The 18,908-nt window shown below is 61.8% G+C and carries 18 protein-coding genes; 3 read left to right on the top strand and 15 right to left on the bottom strand.

Going from position 1 to position 18,908, the window contains the following annotated elements; all coding sequences use genetic code 11:
• From RC54_RS04650 to RC54_RS04630, 5 genes are read right to left on the bottom strand one after another with little or no spacing between them, the layout of a single operon-like run.
• On the bottom strand, positions 1-852 hold the full coding sequence (locus tag RC54_RS04650) for an SDR family NAD(P)-dependent oxidoreductase (RefSeq protein WP_058894398.1): 852 nt from the start codon (positions 850-852) through the stop codon (positions 1-3).
• Positions 849-1,400 carry a DUF3833 domain-containing protein gene (locus tag RC54_RS04645; protein WP_061788875.1) on the bottom strand — a complete coding sequence of 184 codons (552 nt, stop codon included), beginning with the start codon at positions 1,398-1,400 and terminating at the stop codon, positions 849-851. Before RC54_RS04645 ends, RC54_RS04650 begins: the two co-directional genes overlap by 4 nt.
• A gap of 3 nt (positions 1,401-1,403) precedes the next feature.
• A complete protein-coding gene (locus tag RC54_RS04640; RefSeq protein WP_017451243.1) occupies positions 1,404-2,615 on the bottom strand; it encodes an SAM-dependent methyltransferase in 1,212 nt (403 codons plus the stop codon).
• Positions 2,612-3,475, bottom strand: coding sequence for a DUF1365 domain-containing protein (locus tag RC54_RS04635; protein WP_058894396.1), 864 nt, complete (start codon positions 3,473-3,475; stop codon positions 2,612-2,614). The genes RC54_RS04640 and RC54_RS04635 overlap by 4 nt, the downstream gene beginning before the upstream one ends.
• A complete protein-coding gene (locus tag RC54_RS04630; protein ID WP_061788874.1) occupies positions 3,472-4,782 on the bottom strand; it encodes an NAD(P)/FAD-dependent oxidoreductase in 1,311 nt (436 codons plus the stop codon). Before RC54_RS04630 ends, RC54_RS04635 begins: the two co-directional genes overlap by 4 nt.
• A gap of 159 nt (positions 4,783-4,941) precedes the next feature.
• On the opposite strand from RC54_RS04630, the gene RC54_RS04625 reads away from it, so the two are divergent.
• Positions 4,942-5,550 carry a TetR/AcrR family transcriptional regulator gene (locus tag RC54_RS04625; RefSeq protein ID WP_017451246.1) on the top strand — a complete coding sequence of 203 codons (609 nt, stop codon included), beginning with the start codon at positions 4,942-4,944 and terminating at the stop codon, positions 5,548-5,550.
• Between the two features lie 3 nt (positions 5,551-5,553).
• Here RC54_RS04625 and RC54_RS04620 read toward each other — a convergent pair whose 3' ends face one another.
• The 7 genes from RC54_RS04620 to RC54_RS04590 form a co-directional block, all read right to left on the bottom strand.
• Positions 5,554-6,423 (bottom strand): L-fucono-1,5-lactonase, encoded by an 870-nt coding sequence (locus tag RC54_RS04620; protein WP_061788873.1) that lies wholly within the window; start codon positions 6,421-6,423, stop codon positions 5,554-5,556.
• A 162-nt stretch (positions 6,424-6,585) separates the two neighbouring features.
• Entirely contained in the window at positions 6,586-7,524 is a 939-nt protein-coding gene (locus RC54_RS04615) for an ABC transporter substrate-binding protein (RefSeq protein ID WP_058894393.1), read from the bottom strand.
• Positions 7,525-7,625: 101 nt separating this feature from the next.
• Positions 7,626-8,627, bottom strand: coding sequence for an ABC transporter permease (locus tag RC54_RS04610; RefSeq protein ID WP_373281434.1), 1,002 nt, complete (start codon positions 8,625-8,627; stop codon positions 7,626-7,628).
• Positions 8,628-8,733: 106 nt separating this feature from the next.
• Entirely contained in the window at positions 8,734-10,281 is a 1,548-nt protein-coding gene (locus RC54_RS04605) for a sugar ABC transporter ATP-binding protein (protein ID WP_061788871.1), read from the bottom strand.
• A gap of 233 nt (positions 10,282-10,514) precedes the next feature.
• Positions 10,515-10,859: an L-rhamnose mutarotase gene (locus tag RC54_RS04600; RefSeq protein ID WP_061788870.1), complete on the bottom strand. Its 345-nt coding sequence runs from the start codon at positions 10,857-10,859 to the stop codon at positions 10,515-10,517.
• A gap of 7 nt (positions 10,860-10,866) precedes the next feature.
• On the bottom strand, positions 10,867-11,643 hold the full coding sequence (locus RC54_RS04595; protein ID WP_061788869.1) for an SDR family oxidoreductase: 777 nt from the start codon (positions 11,641-11,643) through the stop codon (positions 10,867-10,869).
• Positions 11,644-11,686: 43 nt separating this feature from the next.
• A complete protein-coding gene (locus RC54_RS04590) occupies positions 11,687-12,964 on the bottom strand; it encodes an L-fuconate dehydratase (protein WP_061788868.1) in 1,278 nt (425 codons plus the stop codon).
• A 371-nt stretch (positions 12,965-13,335) separates the two neighbouring features.
• Between RC54_RS04590 and RC54_RS04585 the strand changes: the two genes are divergently transcribed.
• Positions 13,336-14,187: an IclR family transcriptional regulator gene (locus RC54_RS04585; protein ID WP_061788867.1), complete on the top strand. Its 852-nt coding sequence runs from the start codon at positions 13,336-13,338 to the stop codon at positions 14,185-14,187.
• Between the two features lie 83 nt (positions 14,188-14,270).
• On the opposite strand, the gene RC54_RS04580 is transcribed toward RC54_RS04585, so the two are convergent.
• Positions 14,271-15,152 carry an SMP-30/gluconolactonase/LRE family protein gene (locus RC54_RS04580; RefSeq protein ID WP_061788866.1) on the bottom strand — a complete coding sequence of 294 codons (882 nt, stop codon included), beginning with the start codon at positions 15,150-15,152 and terminating at the stop codon, positions 14,271-14,273.
• 162 nt (positions 15,153-15,314) lie between these two features.
• Entirely contained in the window at positions 15,315-16,457 is a 1,143-nt protein-coding gene (locus RC54_RS04575; RefSeq protein ID WP_061788865.1) for a porin, read from the bottom strand.
• A gap of 321 nt (positions 16,458-16,778) precedes the next feature.
• Between RC54_RS04575 and RC54_RS04570 the strand changes: the two genes are divergently transcribed.
• Positions 16,779-17,720 carry a LysR family transcriptional regulator gene (locus tag RC54_RS04570; RefSeq protein WP_058894386.1) on the top strand — a complete coding sequence of 314 codons (942 nt, stop codon included), beginning with the start codon at positions 16,779-16,781 and terminating at the stop codon, positions 17,718-17,720.
• 374 nt (positions 17,721-18,094) lie between these two features.
• On the opposite strand, the gene RC54_RS04565 is transcribed toward RC54_RS04570, so the two are convergent.
• A complete protein-coding gene (locus RC54_RS04565; RefSeq protein ID WP_061788864.1) occupies positions 18,095-18,880 on the bottom strand; it encodes an SDR family NAD(P)-dependent oxidoreductase in 786 nt (261 codons plus the stop codon).
• Positions 18,881-18,908 lie beyond the last annotated feature (28 nt).

Genomic DNA, 18,908 nt, shown 5'->3' with positions numbered 1-18,908 from the left:
TCAATTGAGCAGGAAGCGCTGAAACAGCAGGAAGCGCAGGCGGAACGGCAGCAAACGCAAGAGCTTGAGCCAGGCCGTGAAGCGCAGCGGGAAATGGATTTCGAAGCGGCCCTCGGCAATGCCGCGCCAGATGGCGCTGGCAGCCTGTTGCGGGGTCTGCATGGCCGGCATGGCGAAGTCGTTCTTGTCGGTCAGCTCGGTCTTGACGAAGCCGGGATTGACCAGATACACATTCAAACCCTTGGGCCGCAGATCGCTGTAAAGAATTTCCGCCAGGTTGATCAACGCCGCCTTGCCCGGTCCATACACGGAGGCCCCCGGCAAGCCGACATAGCCGGCTACGCTGGCCACCAGGGCGATCCCGCCGCTGCCGCGCGCCAGCATGTCGGGCAAGGCCGCGCCCAGCGCCGAATAGACACTGGCGAGGTTGGTGCGGATGGTGTGCTCGGCTTCGTCTTCCTGAACTTCCCAACTACGTTCGGGACGATACTTGGCCACACAGAACACCAGCAGATCGATGCCGCCGAAGGCTGCCACGACGCGGGCGTGCTGGTCGCGCCAGGCGTCGTGGCAGAGCACGTCCAGCGGGGCGATGAAGGCATCCTGGTGCCCGGCAGCGATCTCTTGCAGGGCATCGGCCCGGCGTGCCGACAGCGCCACGCGTGCACCGGCGGCCAGCGCCTGACGGGCCAGCTCGGCGCCGATGCCGCTGGAGGCGCCCACCAGCCAGATGCGCAGGCCGCGCAGGTCACTCACAGGTTGATTCATCGGACCGAACAGCACGGCCGCTCGCGAGGCCGGTGCGCCTGGCTGGGCGGCTTGCTTGGGCAATGACTTGGCATGGATGTTCATACACCCTCCTTGCGGAAGAACAGCGTGACCTGCCCCACTTCCACCCCGAACTTGCTCATGCTGGTGCGGTTGATGAGAGTGTGCTCATCCATCTGGTACATCCAGTCATCCATCTGGACTTCGTATTGCTTGTCATCGACCGGCAGCAGCAGGGTGTAATTCCAGTGCAGCGCATTGCCGGCGGTCTGGCCGATGGCTTCGCCGATGACGTCGCCGGCACGGCCGCGCCAGCTATTGTCGCTCTGGCGCACCAGGGTCCAGATGCGGGTCTGGGTCTGGCCATCGTCGTAGCGGAAGCGTTCGTCCAGCGTCAGGGTATTGCCTTCCACCGTCCCGGTGACCACCACGTGGAAGCGCCGCGCCACTTCGCCGCCGCGCTTCTGGAACATGCCCCAGGCCTCGGTCTTGCCCTGGAAGAAGATGGCCGGGTCGAACAGCGGCGTCTTGCTGGCGTAGTCGGACAATTGCTGCGAGGCGCAGCCACCCAGTGCTACCGCCAGCAGGGCCAGGGCCAGCCAGCGCCACAGGTACCTCAGATGGGTCTGCATGACTCACTCCTTCTGCAAGAGGAATTGCACCACATCAGTCTGGCCTTCGTCGAAGCCGACTTCGCAAAACACGTAATACAGTTGCCACAGGCGACGGAAGCGTTCATCGAAACCCTGGGCGGCGACGCTCTCGCGTTGGGCCTGGAAGGTCTCGTTCCAGCGGCGCAGGGTTTCGGCATAGTCGCGGCCGAAATGGAAACGCTCGCGGGTGGCCAGACCAGCACGCTGGGCGCCGCGCGAGAAGCGTTCGTGGCTGGGCAACATGCCACCGGGGAAGATGAATTCGCGGATGAAATCGGCGCTGTCGCGGTAGCGTTCGAACACCGCTTCATCGATGGTGATCGATTGAATCAGCGCGCGACCACCGGGCTTGAGGCGAGCGGCGACGGTATCGAAATAGGTTTGCCAGAAGCGCTCACCCACGGCTTCGAACATCTCGATGGAGACGATGGCATCGTACTGCCCATCCAGGTCGCGGTAGTCACACAGTTCCAGGTGCGCCAGGTGATCCAGTTGCTGGCGCTTCATGCGCTGCTGACCGAAGGCCAGTTGCGATGGCGAGATGGTCACGCCATGCACGCGGATGCCCAGGCGCGCCGCATGTTCGGCAAAGCCGCCCCAGCCGCAGCCGATCTCCAGCACCCGGTCGCCCGCCTGCAAGCCCAGTTGGTCGACGATGCGCTGGTACTTGGCCGCCTGCGCCGCGGCCAGGCTCTGGCCGGGATGGCTGAAGATGGCGCTGGAATAGGTCATGCTCGGGTCCAGCCACAGGGCATAGAAATCATTACCCAGGTCATAGTGCGCATGGATATTGCGGCGGCTGCCGCTGCGCGTATTGGAGCGCAGCAGATGGCGCAGGCGATACCACCAGGAGGCCAGGCGCCCGCCCTCGACGGCGCTGGAGAGCGCACGGCGGTTGCGCATGGCCAGACGCAGCAAAGCCGCCAGGTCGGGGGTCTCGACCCAGCCATGGCCGTAGGCTTCGCCAAAGCCGATGTCACCGGCGCGCAGGATGGCGCCGCAGGCACGCCAATCGAGGATGCGTAATTGCGCACTGGGCGGCTGGCGCAGGTCGCCAAAGGTCAGCGTGGTGCCATGCGGCGTGATCAGTTCCAGGTGGCCATGGTCGAGGCGTTCTAGCATCGCCAGGAACAGGCGCGCCGAAATCGGACCGGCGCGACGGCCGGTGCTCTGCAATGCGGGGCTGCGGTTCACGAGAGGGTTTCCTTTCCAGAAGTGGTCCCTGCGGCGGCTGCACGCGCGGGCTTGCTGAACCAGGGCACGCGCTTGCGCCACAGCAGCAAGGCTTGCCAGTGAATGCGGGCGACCACGCCCAGCGTGAGCAGAGGCTGGGCGCACAGCGCGGCAAAGGCGGAGGCGGCTGTGAGCGGGTGCAGGTGGCCGCCGATGGCGGTACGTATCAGAGGTTGCTGGGGTTGCTGAGGCTGCATCGCCTCGGCCGGATGGCCGTGGTCGTAGTAGTCGATGCCGACGAAGGCGGTGTCGGCGCGCGTAGCGTCACGCCGCACCTGGTCGCGAAACCGGAAACGATAGAAACCGCGCACCTCGCAGAACGGCGAGACGTGCATCAGCTTGTTGCAGACCAACCGCGTGTGTTCGCCGATCGCGCCTTGATCGGGCGCACACAGCAGGTAGTGCTGGGTCTGGCCGAAGGTATTGTTGACCTCGGCCAGTACGGCGCGCAAGGCCCCTTCGCGGTCGTGGCACAGGAAGAAGCTGACCGGATTGAAGACGAAGCCGAACAAGCGCGGGAAGGTCTGCAACCAGATCGCGCCATCCTGCGGCAGGCCGGCCTGCTGCAGATGCGTGCGTACCCAGCGCGATAGATCACTGCCGTCACGCGGGCCGTAGTCGCGGGTGCGCACGCACATCAGGCGACGCCGATCCACGCCGAACCAGGCATTGTTGGCCTCGGCCAGGCGCGCCAGGTCGAGCCGCACGCAAAATACCGGGTAGACAAATTTGTGCACTACCGGGCGCAGGCGCTGGTGCATCACCTGCCCGGAGAGCAGCAGGGCCGGGGCCTCGGTACGGGACGCGGAAGACATGTTCATATCGTTGCCCAATCCGGCATCACCCCGAAGTCCTGCACCACGCGCAGTGCCGACTTCAGGCCATCTTCATGGAAGCCATAGCCGGTCCAGGCGCCGGCGAACCAGGCGCGCTGCCGGCCCTGGATCTGCGGCAGGCGCTGCTGGGCGTCGATGGCGGCCTGGTCGAAGACCGGATGTTCATAATCGAAACGCCCCATCACGCTGGCCGGATTGGGTGGCTGCGGCGGGTTGAGCGTGAGGATGACCTCGCTCTGACAGGGCAAGTCCTGCAGGCGGTTGAGCCAATAGCTCACGCACACGGCGCGGCGGCCATCGCTGTGGCGCGAGCCCAGGTAGTTCCAGGCCGACCATACCTTGTCCAGGCGCGGCATCAGGGACAGGTCGCTGTGCAGCCAGGCGGTATTGGCCTGGTAGCGCACCGCCGCCAGCACCTGGTGTTCTTCGATGGTGGCATCCTGCAACAGCGCCAGGGTCTGCGGCGCGTGGGTGGCGAAGACCACCGCATCGAACTGTTCCTCGCGCGGCGCGGGGCCGGCGCTGCGCACCAGCACGCCCTGCTGGTTGCGGGTAACGCTGCTCAAACGGCTGCCCAGGCGCACATCGTCGAGGGTGGCGGCGATGCGTCGCACGTACTCACGCGAACCACCGCGCACGGTGCGCCAGCGCGGGCGGTGGTTGACCTGCAGCAGGCCATGGTTGATGCAGAAGCGCAGGAAGGTCGCCGCCGGGAAATCCAGGATGTCCGAGGGTGAACTGGACCAGATGGCCGCCGCCATGGGAATCAGGTAGGCATCGCTGAACAGGGCGCCATAGCCGCCCTCCTGCAACAGCTGGCGCAGGCTCACCGGGCGTGCCTGGCAGGCGGCGAGGTTGGCATGGGCGGCGCGGTTGAAGCGCAGGATATCGCGCAGCATACCCAGGAAGGCAGGCTGCAGCAGCCGCTTGCGCTGGGCGAAGACGGTATCCAGATTGGTGCCCGCCCATTCGAAGGCGCCCTCATCCATGGAGACACCGAAGGACATGTCGGTGTCGTAGGTATCCACCTTCAGCTCGTCGAACAAGGCGATCAAGTTGGGATAGGTCCAGTCATTGAAGACCAGGAAACCCGTATCGACCGCAAACGGCACGCCCTGCGGCGCGATATCGACCGTATTGGCGTGCCCGCCCAGGGTAGGCGCGGCCTCGTAGAGCACTACCTGGTGCCGGCGCGCCAGCAGGTAGGCACTGGCCAGGCCGGAAATGCCGGCGCCGATGACGGCGATGCGCTGTCCTGCTGCCTGAGCGTTGGCTTGTGCACTTGGAATCATGAAAACTTGCCCGCCTATGTCTTTGTTATTTGTTATTTGTTATTGAAGTTCTGCCGTGATGGCCCTGGGCAGCGCTTATTTGCGACTCATCTGCCATTTAGGTGCTAAGATTACTACCAAAGAAAAATAAAATCTACCAATTAGTAACTTAAACTACCAATGAGTATTTTCGGCAAACTGAGCTTTAAGGACCAAGCCTTCAAATTACGGGAGAACGCCATCCTGGATGCGGCCACGTCGGTACTGGGCAGCAAGGGCTATGACCTGATGACCATGGACGACGTGGCCGGTGCGGTGGGCATTTCCAAACCCAGCCTGTACAAGCACTTCAAGTCCAAGGAAGAATTGATCGGCGAGACCATGCTGCGTCTGATCGACGGCGCCATCGACCAGCTGGCGCAGCTGGATCACATCGCCAGCCCGCGCGGCAAGCTCGAAGCGATGCTGGAATGGGCGCTGCGGGTGCGGCTGGAAGGGGGGCTACCCTTCCTGCCCTCCACCAGCGCGCATGTGCGCGAGATGTTGATGCGCAACGTCAAGTACGTCATGCGCGTCTTGAAGCTCAACGGGCAACTGGAAAAGCTGGTCAAGGATGCGCAGAAGAACGGCGAGCTCGATGCGGAGCTGCCCAGTGATGTGGTGTTGTACAGCTATTACGCACGCACCTGTGACCCGGCGGTGGATTACCTGCAAAAGTTCAGCAAGATGAACAATGAAGAGATCGTGAAGTACATGCTGCACGTGGCCTTCAACGGCTTTACGCGCTAGGGTTCAGGCCAGCGCGTAGCAGCGCGCCGCCGTCGCTCCCCACACCTGCTCCTGTTCCTGTTCCGACAGCCGCGTGGCAGCCCACTCCCGCACCACGCCCGTCACGGTGGCATAGGACGCCGCCAGCAGGCACACCGGCCAGTCCGAGCCGAACATGAGGCGCTCTGGACCGAAGGCTTCCAGGGCGGTATCCAGGCACAACACGATGTTGTCGTAATCCTTCTTGCGCAGACCGCGCAGCCAGTCGGCCTCGGTGACCAGGCCCGAGAGCTTGCAGGCCACATGCGGCATGGCCGCCAGTGCGCGCAACTGGCGCTTCCATGCATCAAACACCACCTCGCCGCGCCCGAACTCGGCCAGGGCCGGCTTGCCCAGGTGGTCCAGCACCAGCCAGTGGCGGTCATGGCGGGCGCAGAAGGCCTGCACTTCCGGCATCTGCCGGGCATAGATCAAGACGTCATAGACCAGCCCCTGCTGTTGCAGCCACTTGATGCCGGCATTGAAGGCCGGCGCCTCGATGAAGGCGGTGACATCGGCTTCATCCTGGACCTGGTGACGAAAGCCCAGCAGCTTGTCGCGTCCCCACTGCGCCACGTTGGCGGCCAGGTGCGGCGAGGACAGGTCTTCCCATCCCACCACCCCGGCAATACGCCGGTCACCGCGCGCCAGGTCCAGCAAGAAACCGGTCTCTTCGCGCCCGGCGCGTGCCTGCACGGCAATCGAAGCGTGCAGGCCTTCGGCGGCCAGCAAGGGATGCAACTGCCCCGGCAAACGGTCGCAGGCCAGCAGCTCCATGCCCTGGCCTATCCAGGGATAATCCTCGGCGCGATAGCGCCAGAAATGCTGGTGGGCGTCGATGCGAAGGGGCTTCATGATGCGGTCTCAGGGGGAATGTAGGGAGGGAGGCGTTACCGGAATTGCTTAGTTTTTTCGAGACGAAAACTTAGACACCGGAACCGGAAAACTTAGACTCAGGCGCGTCCGACGACGCCCACGGTTTCCCGCAGCCAGGGCTGGGGAAACCGCAATACCGGATCAGTCGTAGAGCACGGCGGCGATCTTGGGATCGTCGATGTTGCTCTTGTCGTACCAGTAGAAACCGGTATCGATGACCTTGGGCAACTTCTCGCCCTTGATCGCCTTGACCGCCGCTTCCACGGTCTTGTAGCCGATGCCCACCGGGTTCTGGGTGATGGCGCCGGCCATCACGCCTTCGCGGATGGCATCCTTCTGCTGCTTGCCGGAGTCATAGCCGATGATGATGATCTTGCGCTTCATTTCCCTGACACCATTGACCACGCCGATGGCCGAGCCTTCATTGGTACCGAAGATGCCCTTGATCTTGGGATAGGCCTGCAGGATGGACTTGGTCACTTCAGTGGACTTCAACTGGTCGCCGGCGCCGTATTGGACGCTGACCACCTTGATCTTCGGATAGTTGGCCTTGATGCGTTCCAGGAAGCCATCGCGACGGTCCACGCCGGTGCGGCTGGTCTGGTCGTGGGCGACCACGGCGACTTCGCCTTCCTTGCCGATCAGCTCGGCCATCTTGTCGGCCGCCAGCGCGGCAGCGGCGCGGTTGTCGGTGGTGGCAGTGGTGACCGGGATGTCACTATCGACGCCCGAGTCGAAGGCGACCACCGGAATCTTGGCGGCTTGCGCCTTCTTCAGCAGGGGAATGGCGGCCTTGCTGTCCAGGGCGGCAAAGCCGATGGCCTGCGGCTTCTTGGCCAGGGCGGCGGAGAGCATGTCGATCTGCTTGTCGACCATGGCTTCGGTTTCCGGGCCTTCGAAGCTGACCTTCACTTTCAGATCCTTTCCGGCCTGGTCGGCGCCGGCTTTGACGGCTTGCCAGAACTGGTGCTGGAAGCCCTTGGAAATCAGCGGCACATACACTTCCTGCGCCTGTACGGCCGAAGTGCCGACTGCGAAGCTCAGACCCAGGGCTGCGGCCAGTAACTTGTTCTTGAACACGGTAAGTCTCCTTTTGTTTTCGATGATGGAGTGCCGCAGTGGCGTCTGCGGCGGGGCTTGCATTGCGACGAAAAAACCAATACCAAGCAGGCGATACGCAATCAGGCGCGGCGACGGCGGCGCAGGATGTCCAGATACACCGCCAGGATGATGATCACGCCGGTAACCACGGTCTGCCATTCCTGGGCAACCGACATGATACGCAAACCATTGACCAGCACGCTCATGATGAAGGCGCCGATGATGGTACCGAGGATGGTGCCGGTGCCACCCGAAAGCGAGGTGCCACCGATAACTACCGCGGCAATCGCGTCCAGTTCATAGCCCTGGCCCAGCGCCGGCTGCGCCGAGTTCAGGCGGGAGGCGATGATGAGGCCGGCGATGCCGCAGATGGCACCGGAGAAGGTATAAACCGCCACCTTCCAGAAATCCACCTTCACACCCGACAGGCGCAACGCTTCTTCATTGCTGCCCAGGGCGAAGGTATAGCGGCCGAAGACAGTCTTGTTGAGGATGATGGAAGCACCGATGGCCACCAGGAACAGGATCAGCACCGCATTGGGAATCGGCAGCGAGGGGATCAGGTCGCCGATCAGGGAATCCTGGGCAATCGCCGAGAAGCCCTCGGTATCGTTGAAGTAGATCGGGCGAGTGCCGGAGATCACCAGCGACAGGCCCTTCAACAGCATCATCATACCCAGCGTGGCAATGAAGGGCGGCACCTTGAGCTTGGCAATGACCATGCCCGAGACCCAGCCCGAAAGCGCACCGAAGAAGATGGCCGCAGCAATGCCCAGCGGCAGCGGCAGCCCCCAGTTGGTCAGCACCACCCCGGCCATGACGGCGCAGAAGGTCATCATGGTACCCACCGACAGATCGATGCCGGAGGTGATGATGACGTAGGTGCAGGCGATGGCCAGCACGCCATTGACGGCGGTCGATTGCAGGATGCTGACCAGGTTGTCGACCTCCATGAAGTTAGGCGAGGCGAAGCTGAAGAACACGATCAGCAGCAACAGGCTGGCAAAGGCCAGCAGCTTCTGGCGGGCGGCCGGGTTGAACAAGCGGGCGCGCAGGCCCGAGGGGGAAGCGGGATTGACCATGGTGGATGCGGGCGAGGCGGAGTGGATGTTGTTTGCCATGATGGGTCTTGTCTCTCTTGGTAGGTCGCGCTGGTGGTGGCCTGTAGTGGCCTGGTCGTAATGGCCTTCAGGCCACGGCCGACTCACGTTGCGTGGCCAGTTGCATGATGTTTTCCTGGGTGGCGTCGGCGCGCGCGAGTTCACCGGTCACGCGCCCTTCGCACATGACCAGGATGCGATGACTCATGCGCAGCACCTCGGGCAACTCCGACGAAATCATCACGATGGCCTTGCCCTGTTCGGCCAGGGCGTCGAGCAGCTTATAGATCTCGCTCTTGGCGCCGATGTCGATGCCACGCGTGGGTTCGTCGAAGAACAGGATGTCGCAATCGCGCAGCAGCCACTTGGCAATCACGATCTTTTGCTGGTTCCCCCCTGACAACAGCCTTGCCTGCTGTTCCACCGAAGGCGTCTTGATGGCCAGTTGCCGCACGTAAGCCTGGGCCACTTCGCGCATGGCGCGCTGGTCCATGAAACCGGCCCGGGTGAAACGCCCCATGCTGGAGAGCGCGATATTGGCCTGCACATCCATGCCCACGGCCAGCCCGAAGTGCTTGCGGTCTTCCGAGAGGTAGCCGATGCCATGCGCCACCGCATCGGCCGGCTGGCGGATCACCGCCTTGCCGCCATGGATGAAGATCTCGCCCGAGTCCAGCGGATCGGCGCCGAAGATGGCACGCGCCACTTCGGTGCGGCCCGCCCCCATGAGACCGGCGAAACCGAGTATCTCTCCGCGGCGCAACTGGAAGCTGACATCGCGGATGGCGCGACCACGGTTCAGGCCACGCACCTCCAGCACCACTTCGTTGCGGGAGGTATCGGGCGGGGTCCGCTGCTCGCCATCGAGAGCCCGGCCCACCATCATGGAAATGATGGTGTCCATGGAGGTGCCTTGCATGGGAACGGTGGCGATGTACTTGCCATCGCGCATGACGCTGACACGATCGGCGATCTGGCGCAGCTCATCCATCTTGTGCGAGATGTAGACGATGCCCACGCCCTGCGCCTGCAGGTCGCGGATGATGCGAAACAGCTCGGCGATCTCGGCGTTATTGAGCGCAGCGGTGGGTTCATCCATGATCAGCACGCGCGAATCGAAGGACAAGGCCTTGGCGATTTCCACCATCTGCTGGCGCGCTACGGTCAGCTCGCCCACCGGGGTGCGCGGGTCCATGTCCAGGCGCATACGCTCGAAGATGGCGGCGGCCTGACGGTTCAACTGGTCTTCATCGATGATCAGGCCAAAGCCCTTGCGCGGCTCGCGGCCGATGAAGATGTTTTGCGCGGCGGACAGGTGGTTCATCAGGTTCAGTTCCTGATGGATGATACCGATGCCCAGCGCCTGGGCCTGGCGCGGCTCGCCGATCTCCACCGGCTTGCCATCGAGCAGGATGTCGCCGCTGTCGCGCTGGTAGACCCCGGACAGGATCTTCATCAAGGTCGATTTGCCGGCACCGTTCTCGCCCATCAGGGCGTGTACCTCACCGGCGGCCAGCTCGAACTGGCAATTGTCCAGCGCCAGCACACCGGGAAAGCGCTTGCTGACGTTGCGCAGCGCAATCAGCGGGGGGGCTGACGCGGCTGCCTTGGCTTGTGTCTCTTGGTCTTGTTGCATACTCACCTCGGATGCGGATGCATTGCCGGCCTATAGCCCGGAGGTCCATATGGCCATCGTGTGCGCGACTCTGCGGTCGCTGCATGACTACCTTGCTGCTTCTATTGCCTGCTTCTATTGCCTGCTTTTATTGCCTGCTTTCCCTGCTTGCTTGCCGCTCACCGGCCACTGTACAGCCTGGCGAAAAACTTAGAAAGCGGTTCACAAAAACTTATTTTCTGCTGGTTGAAAACTTAATCTTGCTGCGCTGACAGATCGAAGATGCGCGTCATCGGCACCCACTTCTGCCCGGCCGGGGTCCACGGTGTAGCCGCCTGGAAACGCCACATCAGGGCTTCCCATTCGCAGACGTGGGGGTCACTCTGGCTGGCCGCTGCCATCGCTGCGGCATCGTAGAGGGCGTCATCGGTCTGCATCACCATCATCATGCGCGTACCCAGGCGGTAGATTTCCATCTCGATCACGCCATGCCGTCGCAGATGCTGGGCGATCTCGGGCCAGATGCGCTGGTGGTACTGCTCATACTCGGCGATCAAGGCGGGATCGTCCTTCAGGTCCAGGGCCAGCACGGTACGCATGATGGCCTCAGGTCAGGGCGCGGTCGAGATGGGTATAGCCCCCATCGACGAACACCCATTGCCCGGTGGTATGCGAGGAGCGGCCCGAGAGCAGGAACACCGCCATGTCGGCCATTTCCTCGGAGGTGGTGAAACGCTTGCCCAGCGGAATCTTGCTGGTGATGGCGTCGAGCTTTTCCTGGGGATGCTCGAAGGTGGCGATCCATTTTTCGTAGAGCGGCGTCATCACCTCGGCCGGGATCAGCGCATTGACGCGCACGCCATCGTCGCGCAAGGCCGCCGCCCATTCGCGGGTCAGCGACAGTTGCGCGCCCTTGGAGGCGCAATAGCCGCTGGTATTGCCTTGGCCGGTGAGCGCGGTCTTGGAAGAGACATTGAGGATGGCGCCGCGCGTGGCCTTCAGGTGCGGCACGCAGTAATGCGCCATCACGTAGTAATGGATCAGGTTGCGTTCCAGCGAGGCGACGAATTCATCGCGCCCGGCGTCCAGCCCCACGCTGTCGTTGACGCCGGCATTGTTGACCAGGCCATCCAGACGACCGAAGCGCGCCACCGTCTGCGCCACGGCCTCGCCGCAGCGGGCCGCATCCTGCAATTCCAGCTGGAACAACGCCGCGCGCGGCTGCAGGGCGGTCAGGCGCGACCAGAACTGCCGCTCCGGTTCGCTGCGGGCAAACACCACGGGAATGGCGCCTTCTGCGGCCAGTTGCATACTGATCGCGCCGCCGATGCCGGAGGCACCGCCGGTGACGATGACCACCTTCTCTTGCAGGTTCAGATCCACTTCAGTCTCCGTTTTTGTTCATCTTTTCGTGGGGGAATGCAGCCTAGCCCCGGAATCTGTACTGTTCCAGTGAAGCCGGCTTCATTTCGATCGAGAACCCCGGCAGGCTGGGCGGCATGTAGGCCGCATGGCGGATCACGCAGGGGTCCACGAAATGCTCGTGCAGGTGATCCACATACTCGGTCACGCGCCCTTCCTTGCTGCCAGAGATGCACAGGTAGTCGATCATCGACAGGTGCTGGACATATTCGCACAGGCCCACGCCACCCGCGTGCGGGCAGACCACCTTGCCATACTTGGCGGCCATGAGCATGACGGCCAGGATTTCATTGACACCACCCAAGCGGCAGGAATCGATCTGCACCACGTCGATGGCGTCACGCATGATGAATTGCTTGAACAGGACACGGTTCTGGCACATCTCACCGGTGGCCACCTTGACCGCACCGATGCCGGCGCGAATCTTGCGGTGGCCTTCGACATCATCCGGGCAGGTCGGCTCTTCGATGAACCAGGGCTGGGCGAAGGCGAGCTCATTGACCCAGGCGATGGCCTGGTCCACTTCCCACACCTGGTTGGCGTCGATCATCAGCTTGCGTTGCGGGCCCAGCACTTCGCGGGCGATGCGCACGCGGCGCTTGTCGTCTTCCAGGTCACGACCGACCTTGAGCTTGACGTGATTGAAGCCCTGGTCGATGGCTTGCTGGCACAGGCGGCGCAACTTGGCATCGTCATAGCCCAGCCAGCCGGCCGAGGTGGTGTAGCAGGGATAGCCCTCTTGCTCCAGGATGCGCAGGCGCTCGGCCTTGCCGGCCTCCTTTTCGCGCAGCAGCGCCAGCGCTTCCTCGGGGGTGATGCAATCGGTGATGTAGCGGAAATCGATGGTGCGGACCAGTTCCTCCGGCGACATGTCGGCCACCAGCTTCCAGACCGGCTTGCCTTGCGCCTTGGCCCACAGGTCCCAGGCGGCATTGACCACGGCGCCGGTGGCCAGGTGGATGGCGCCCTTGTCCGGGCCGATCCAGCGCAACTGGCTGTCGGAGGTGACGTGGCGCCAGAAGCGGCCCATGTCGGCGGCGATCCATTCCAGCTCCAGGCCCACCACCAGATGCTCCATGGCGCGGATGGCGGCACAGCAGATCTCATTACCACGACCGATGGTGAAGGTCAGGCCGTGGCCCTTGAGTTGTTCATTGTCGGTATCGAGGATGACGTAGGCGGCGGAGTAATCCGGGTCTGGATTCATCGCATCCGAACCATCCAGCGATTGCGAAGTGGGGAAGCGCACGTCCAGCACGCGCAGGGCAGTAATCTTGGTCATCGGTCTCTAGCGTGGATGCCGCTGCGGCCGGGGCGGTGCCACTGGCACTGCCGCACATTGCCGGTGCTCGGCGGGACAGTCCGTGGCGACAGACTATCCGGGGTGATCGTCTCCGGGGCCTGGGCCCCTCTTTTGGTTTTTACTCACAAATAAAATGTAATTTCATCTGTGAGAGCCAGAGCATAACCTTGATTATCCTCCTCATGGAGCGCCAGACCGATGAAGTTTCCGACAGAATTGATATCAATTTCGAGATGACGTTTCGACATGCCGCAGCAATATATGAAAAATAATTTTACGGATAAAATGCCGAAATAGCCGAAATCCCCTACAATCCGGCCCCAAGACCAGCTACAGCACGCCAGGCCGCCATGCCCAGAACCCGGAAAATCAATCCCGCCGACGCCCCCGCCCTCCAGACTGCTGCCGAGCATGAGGATGAGCAAGGTGGCGGCAAGACGCGCTATGCCGCCCCGGCGCTGGACAAGGGCCTGGACATCCTGGAGCTGTTAAGCCGCTCCGAGCAGATGCTGACCCTCAATCAGATCTCCCGCCAACTGGGGCGCAGCGTCAACGAAATCTTCCGCATGGTGGTCACGCTGGAGCAACGCGGCTACCTGATCGCCGACAACGATCACTACCGGCTTTCGCTCAAGCTCTTCGAACTGGCCCATCATCACCAGCCGATCCGCTCGTTGGTCAGCACCGCCCTGCCGCACATGCGTGAACTGGCCCAGCGCTCGATGCAATCGACCCACCTGACGGTCTATGAAGCCGGGCGCGTGATCGTGGTGGCGCAGGTGGACAGCCCCGAACGCTGGGCCTTCGGGCTCAAGGTGGGCGCACTGGTAAGCCTGACCGATACCGCCTCGGGCCACGTGCTGCTGGCCTTCCGCGACGAAGCCGAGCGCGCCAGTATGCTGGCGGCCCACGTGCGCATGGATGGCGAACAGGAAATCGAGATGGCGCAACTGATGCGTCAGATCGAGGAGACGCGCAAGCGAGGTCACTCGCGCATGGAAAGCCGGCAGATCCGCGGCGTGGTCAACCTGTCCTATCCGGTCATGGGCGCCAACAACCGCATGTTGGCGGCCTTGAACGTGCCCTATATCGAGCGCATCGACAAGAAGGTCAATCCCAGCCTGGATGAAGTCCAGGGCATCGTGCAGGAAGTCTCGGCGCGCCTGTCGCGGCTGATGGGGGATTCCAGCTTCGGATCCTGATGTGTGGATCAGAATATGAAGAAGTACAGCGGGCGTGGCGCAGATACGACACGCCCGGCTGGCAAGCCTGAATAATTTTGCGACTAGGCAGCGAAACGCACTTCGGGCAAGCCACGCACACCGATCTGCGGCACCGCGAACACCGCACCGGCCAGGGCATCCTGGGCGCGCTGTTGGGCTGACATACCTTCATGGGCCGTGGTCACGAACAGGGTATCGAGTGCCGCACCGCCGAAGGCCACGCAGGAAGGCTGCGCCGTAGACAGGTCAATGATGCGGTCGATCGCGCCATCGGGAGCGAAGCGCACCACCCGCGAGCCGCCCCATTGGGCGTTCCAGACATAACCCTCGGCATCGACCGTGGAGCCGTCCGGCCCACCGGGCTGCTGCGCCAGGTCGGCAAAGACGCGCTGGCCACTGACGGTGCCGCTGACCGGATCGTAGTCGCACACCATGATCTTGCCGGCCATGGAGTCGCAGTGATACATCAGCTTGCCATCAAGGCTGAAGCAGATGCTGTTGGAAATGGCGATCCCCGGCAGCGCCAGGCGCTCCAGGCTGAGATCGGCATTCAAGCGATAGAAGCTGGCGATGGGCTCGCGACTGGCGTCTTCGTTCAAGGTGCCGAAGACGAAGCGCCCCTGGCGGTCGCAACGGCCATCATTCAAGCGGGTGCTGGGCAGATCATCCTCGATGCGGCAGATCGGGGTGATGGCAGCGGTATTGAGGTTGAAGAAGGCCAGGCGCGATTCCAGACCGATCAGCAGACGCTCAGGATCGGCCGTAAAGGCGAAGCAGCACAGCCGCTCAGGCATGGACCAGCTACGCGTGGCGCCGCTGTGCGGATCGTGGTTCCACAGACGGGAGGCATGGATATCGGTCCAGAAGAGCGATTGCGAACGCTCACACCACAACACACCTTCACCCAGTTCATGATGTCCATCGACCAGTAATTGCGCATTCATCGGGGCTCCGCCTGCAAATCAAGTAAATGAAATAAACGATATAAATCTTTTTCGTGACACATTAATGCGCCGTCACAACGACAAAAAAGGGTGGGCTTGCGCCCACCCTCAACTACATCAAGACCACCTCAGGAAGGATTACAGATACTACTGATCGTTACATCAGAACGAGTGGGCGATACCGAAGTAGCCGCCGTTCTGCTTCAGGCCGGAAACACCGTTGTCGCCGTTGGTTTCCAGGGTATGACCAGCACCGGTATTGTTGCGAACCGTGCCGATGTCAACATACAGCAGAGTGCGCTTGGACAGGAAGTAGTTGACACCTGCCATGTACAGGTTGGCCGTACCACCGCCGTTGCCCTTGCCGGTCACAGGATTGACGGCAGCATTGTTGGCATTGACGTGGAACCAGGCAGCCACCAGTTGCAGTTGCGGGGTGACGTCATAGTTGGCACCCAACCAGTAATGGTTGGCACGGTCCGGCGCACCCACAGCGGCGTTCGGAGCACGCAGGTTTTCGTAACCGGCGAACATCTTGAGCTTGTCGAACTTGTAGGTACCGCCCAGGATCAGCTCCTTGGAATGGCCCCAGATGTCGCTGTAGTTACCGTTGGCGTCACGCACCACGTCATAGATGGCGCGCAGTTCCAGGCCGTTCTTCTGGTAAGCCAGCGAGATACCGTCCTTGCGACCATCGCTGCTGCCAGCGTTGGGCACACCACCGCTGAACGAACCGGGCTTTTCACCCAGGCTGGTCTGCAGATTGGCAGTGAAACCGCCCATGTCCGGGCTGTTGTACTCGATGATGTTGCTGGCACCCGGCCAGTTACGACCATTGACCAGGGTGGAAGTACCGATGGCCTGTTGGCCGGTCGGGTCCAGGAACCAGATATCGTTGTTGATGAACAGGTTCTTACCGAACTTGATGGAACCGGCGCTGGCCGAGGACAGACCGACGTAGGAACGACGATTGAACAATGCCGTACCGTTGCTGGTGTCAGAACCGTTGAACTGACCCTTGGTCGAGTTGAAACCGGATTCCAGCAGGAAGAAGGCATTGGTACCGCCGCCCAGGTCTTCCGTGCCCTTGAAGCCGATCATGCTGGTGCCCCACTGGTTGTTGGCAGCGCTCCACTTGGAACCTTGACCGTTGGTACCGGCGTTGGTCTGGAAGTCGACACCGGCCACAACACGGCCGTAGATGGTGACACTGCTTTGCGCCTGCGCCTGTGCCGAGAACGCACCCATCAGCGCGAGTGCGCACAGGGTCTTTGCTCCAATAAAGGATGGCTTCACTTGCTTCATGAATAGTCTCCGTGGATATTGCCGTTTAAAATTTTTTTCGTCGGTGGGCTTGGCCGTGCAGCGTTGCACTTCAGACCCCTGGATCCTGACGGACTCCTGACAGTCTCCCAACTTGTTGTTTTGATGCTGCCCGACCTTCTCTTCTTTCATCCCGGTACTGTGCCGGTTGTCTCCTGTACAGCCCGGAATGTGGCTAGATACTAAGTATTCGGTTCATGTCTTTCCAATGAAATCTTTAGCAATTCCGATATGCGATTTGATATCATCAATTTCTAATAAAAAAATCATTGAAAAAATTTAGAAAACCGTCCCCGGAGACTTATGAAAAACAGTGACCCGAACTGGTTTCTGCGGGCCCGCTTGAAGACTCGCCAGCTTCTTCTGCTGATCGCTCTCGACGACACCCGCAACATCCACCGCGCTGCCAGCGAACTGAACATGACGCAGCCGGCCGCTTCCAAGCAACTCAAGGACCTCGAAGACATGCTGGGCGTGTCGCTGTTCGAGCGCCTGCCACGCGGAATGCGGCCCACCATCTATGGCGAAGCCATGATCCGTCATGCGCGCATGGCCTTGACCAGCCTGTCCAAGGCGCATGAAGACATCGTGGCCCTGAAGTCCGGCCTGTCCGGCCAGGTGGACGTGGGCGTGATCCTCTCGCCGGGCATGGCACTGTTGCCGCCAGCCATTGCGCGCGTCAAGGAACAGGCGCCGATGTTGCGCATCGGCGTCGAAGTCGAAAGCAGCAACATCCTGCTCTCGCGCCTCTTGCATGGTGAACTGGACTTCATCATCGGCCGCATCCTGGATGAAGAAGCGCGCGGCGGCCTGCTCTATGAAGAGCTGGCCGACGAGCCGGTGTGTGCTGTCGCGCGCGTGGGACATCCCTTCCACACCCGCACCGACCTGACCCTGTCCGACCTGGCCAGCGAAGCCTGGATCATGGCGCCCAAGGGCAGCATCCTGCGGGCGCGCTGCGATCAGATGTTCCGCGAACAAGGGCTGGCGCCGCCGTCCAACGTGGTCGACACCACCGCTATCCTGTTCATCACCAGCCTGCTGCAGCAGACTGATTTCATCTATGCGATGCCCACCGAAGTGGCGCGTTATTACACCCAGGCGCGCTTGATGGACATCCTGCCCATCGACCTACCCTGCCGCATGGCGGGCTTTGGCATCATCACGCGCCAGGACAGCTTGCTCTCGCCGGGCGCCAACCTGGTCCTGCAGGCAATCCGTGAAGTGGCGAAAATGATTTACTGATGAGCTCTGCCGGCCCGGCATCGGGCGATGCCGGGGTCGCCCGGACTCACCGAGTTTTATTAAGAAATGTAAGCTAGCGTAAGCCAATCTGATAATCACTCGAAAATGGCCGCGCCAATCCCCTTCCCACATTTCTGCGCAATAAAAAATCACTGCAAAAAAACAACACTTCAAGGTCTCAAAAAACTAAGTTTTTAAGAGATGTCATACAGCTTTTCTGGACTTGCGATTCTGCCGGAACGCATAAATGTTGTTTTTCACTATCCCACCCAAACAAGACGCGTAAAAAAAGAGTCGCTGAACGGCGACTCTTTTTTTACGCGTCTTGTCTTGCAACGGTATGCCAGGGCAGCAAAGCCGCCCCGGCAAAGACATCACACCCAACCGGCGTCGACGATGAATTCCTGTGCGGTACACATGGCGCTATCGTCCGCAGCCAGGAACAGTACCATGCGCGCCAGGTGCCAAGGCAGCAGGTCGCCCTGCAGGCATTGATTGCGGGCGATGGACTTCTTGCCTTCCTCATCCAGCCACAGCTTGATCTGGCGTTCGGTCATGACCCAACCCGGTGTGACGGTATTGACGCGGATCTTGTGCGGACCGAGGTCGCGCGCCAAGCCACGCGTGAGGCCCAGGGTCGAGGCCTTGGCCGTGGTATAGACCGGGAAGCCACCACCGGATTGGTGCCAGCTGATCGAACTGAAGTTGATGATGGAGCCGCCGCCACGGCGCTTCATGCCCTCCACCACCGATTGCACGGCGAAGAAGGAGGGGCGCTGGTTGATGGCGATGCGGTCGTTCCAGTATTCCAGCGTCACCTCTTCCAGCTTGTGACGCTGGTCGTTGGCGGCATTGTTGACCAGCACGTCGAAGTCGCCCAACTGGCCTTGCAGCTCGGCGATGGTGGCCTGGAAAGCCGGGATGTCACGCAGGTCGCAATGACGGAACAGCGGCTTGGGATGACCGGCTGCTGCCACTTCATTGCACAGCGCTTCGCTGGCTTCGGTGGCGATATCGACAAAGGCCACGTGTGCGCCTTGTCGCGCAAATGCTTCGACGATGGCCGCACCAATGCCGGTGCCGCCGCCGGTGATGAAGACGCGCTTGCCCTTCAGGCTGGGAAAGCTCGCCAGTTGTACGTCGTGGGGAGTGTTGCTCATGAAGTTTCCTTGCTCTGCGATGCCGACG

It is taken from the genome of Herbaspirillum rubrisubalbicans, from assembly GCF_003719195.1.
GTDB lineage: Bacteria > Pseudomonadota > Gammaproteobacteria > Burkholderiales > Burkholderiaceae_D > Herbaspirillum > Herbaspirillum rubrisubalbicans.
Note: the sequence above shows the minus strand (reverse complement) of the source record. Positions and strands in the feature narration are given on the sequence as shown.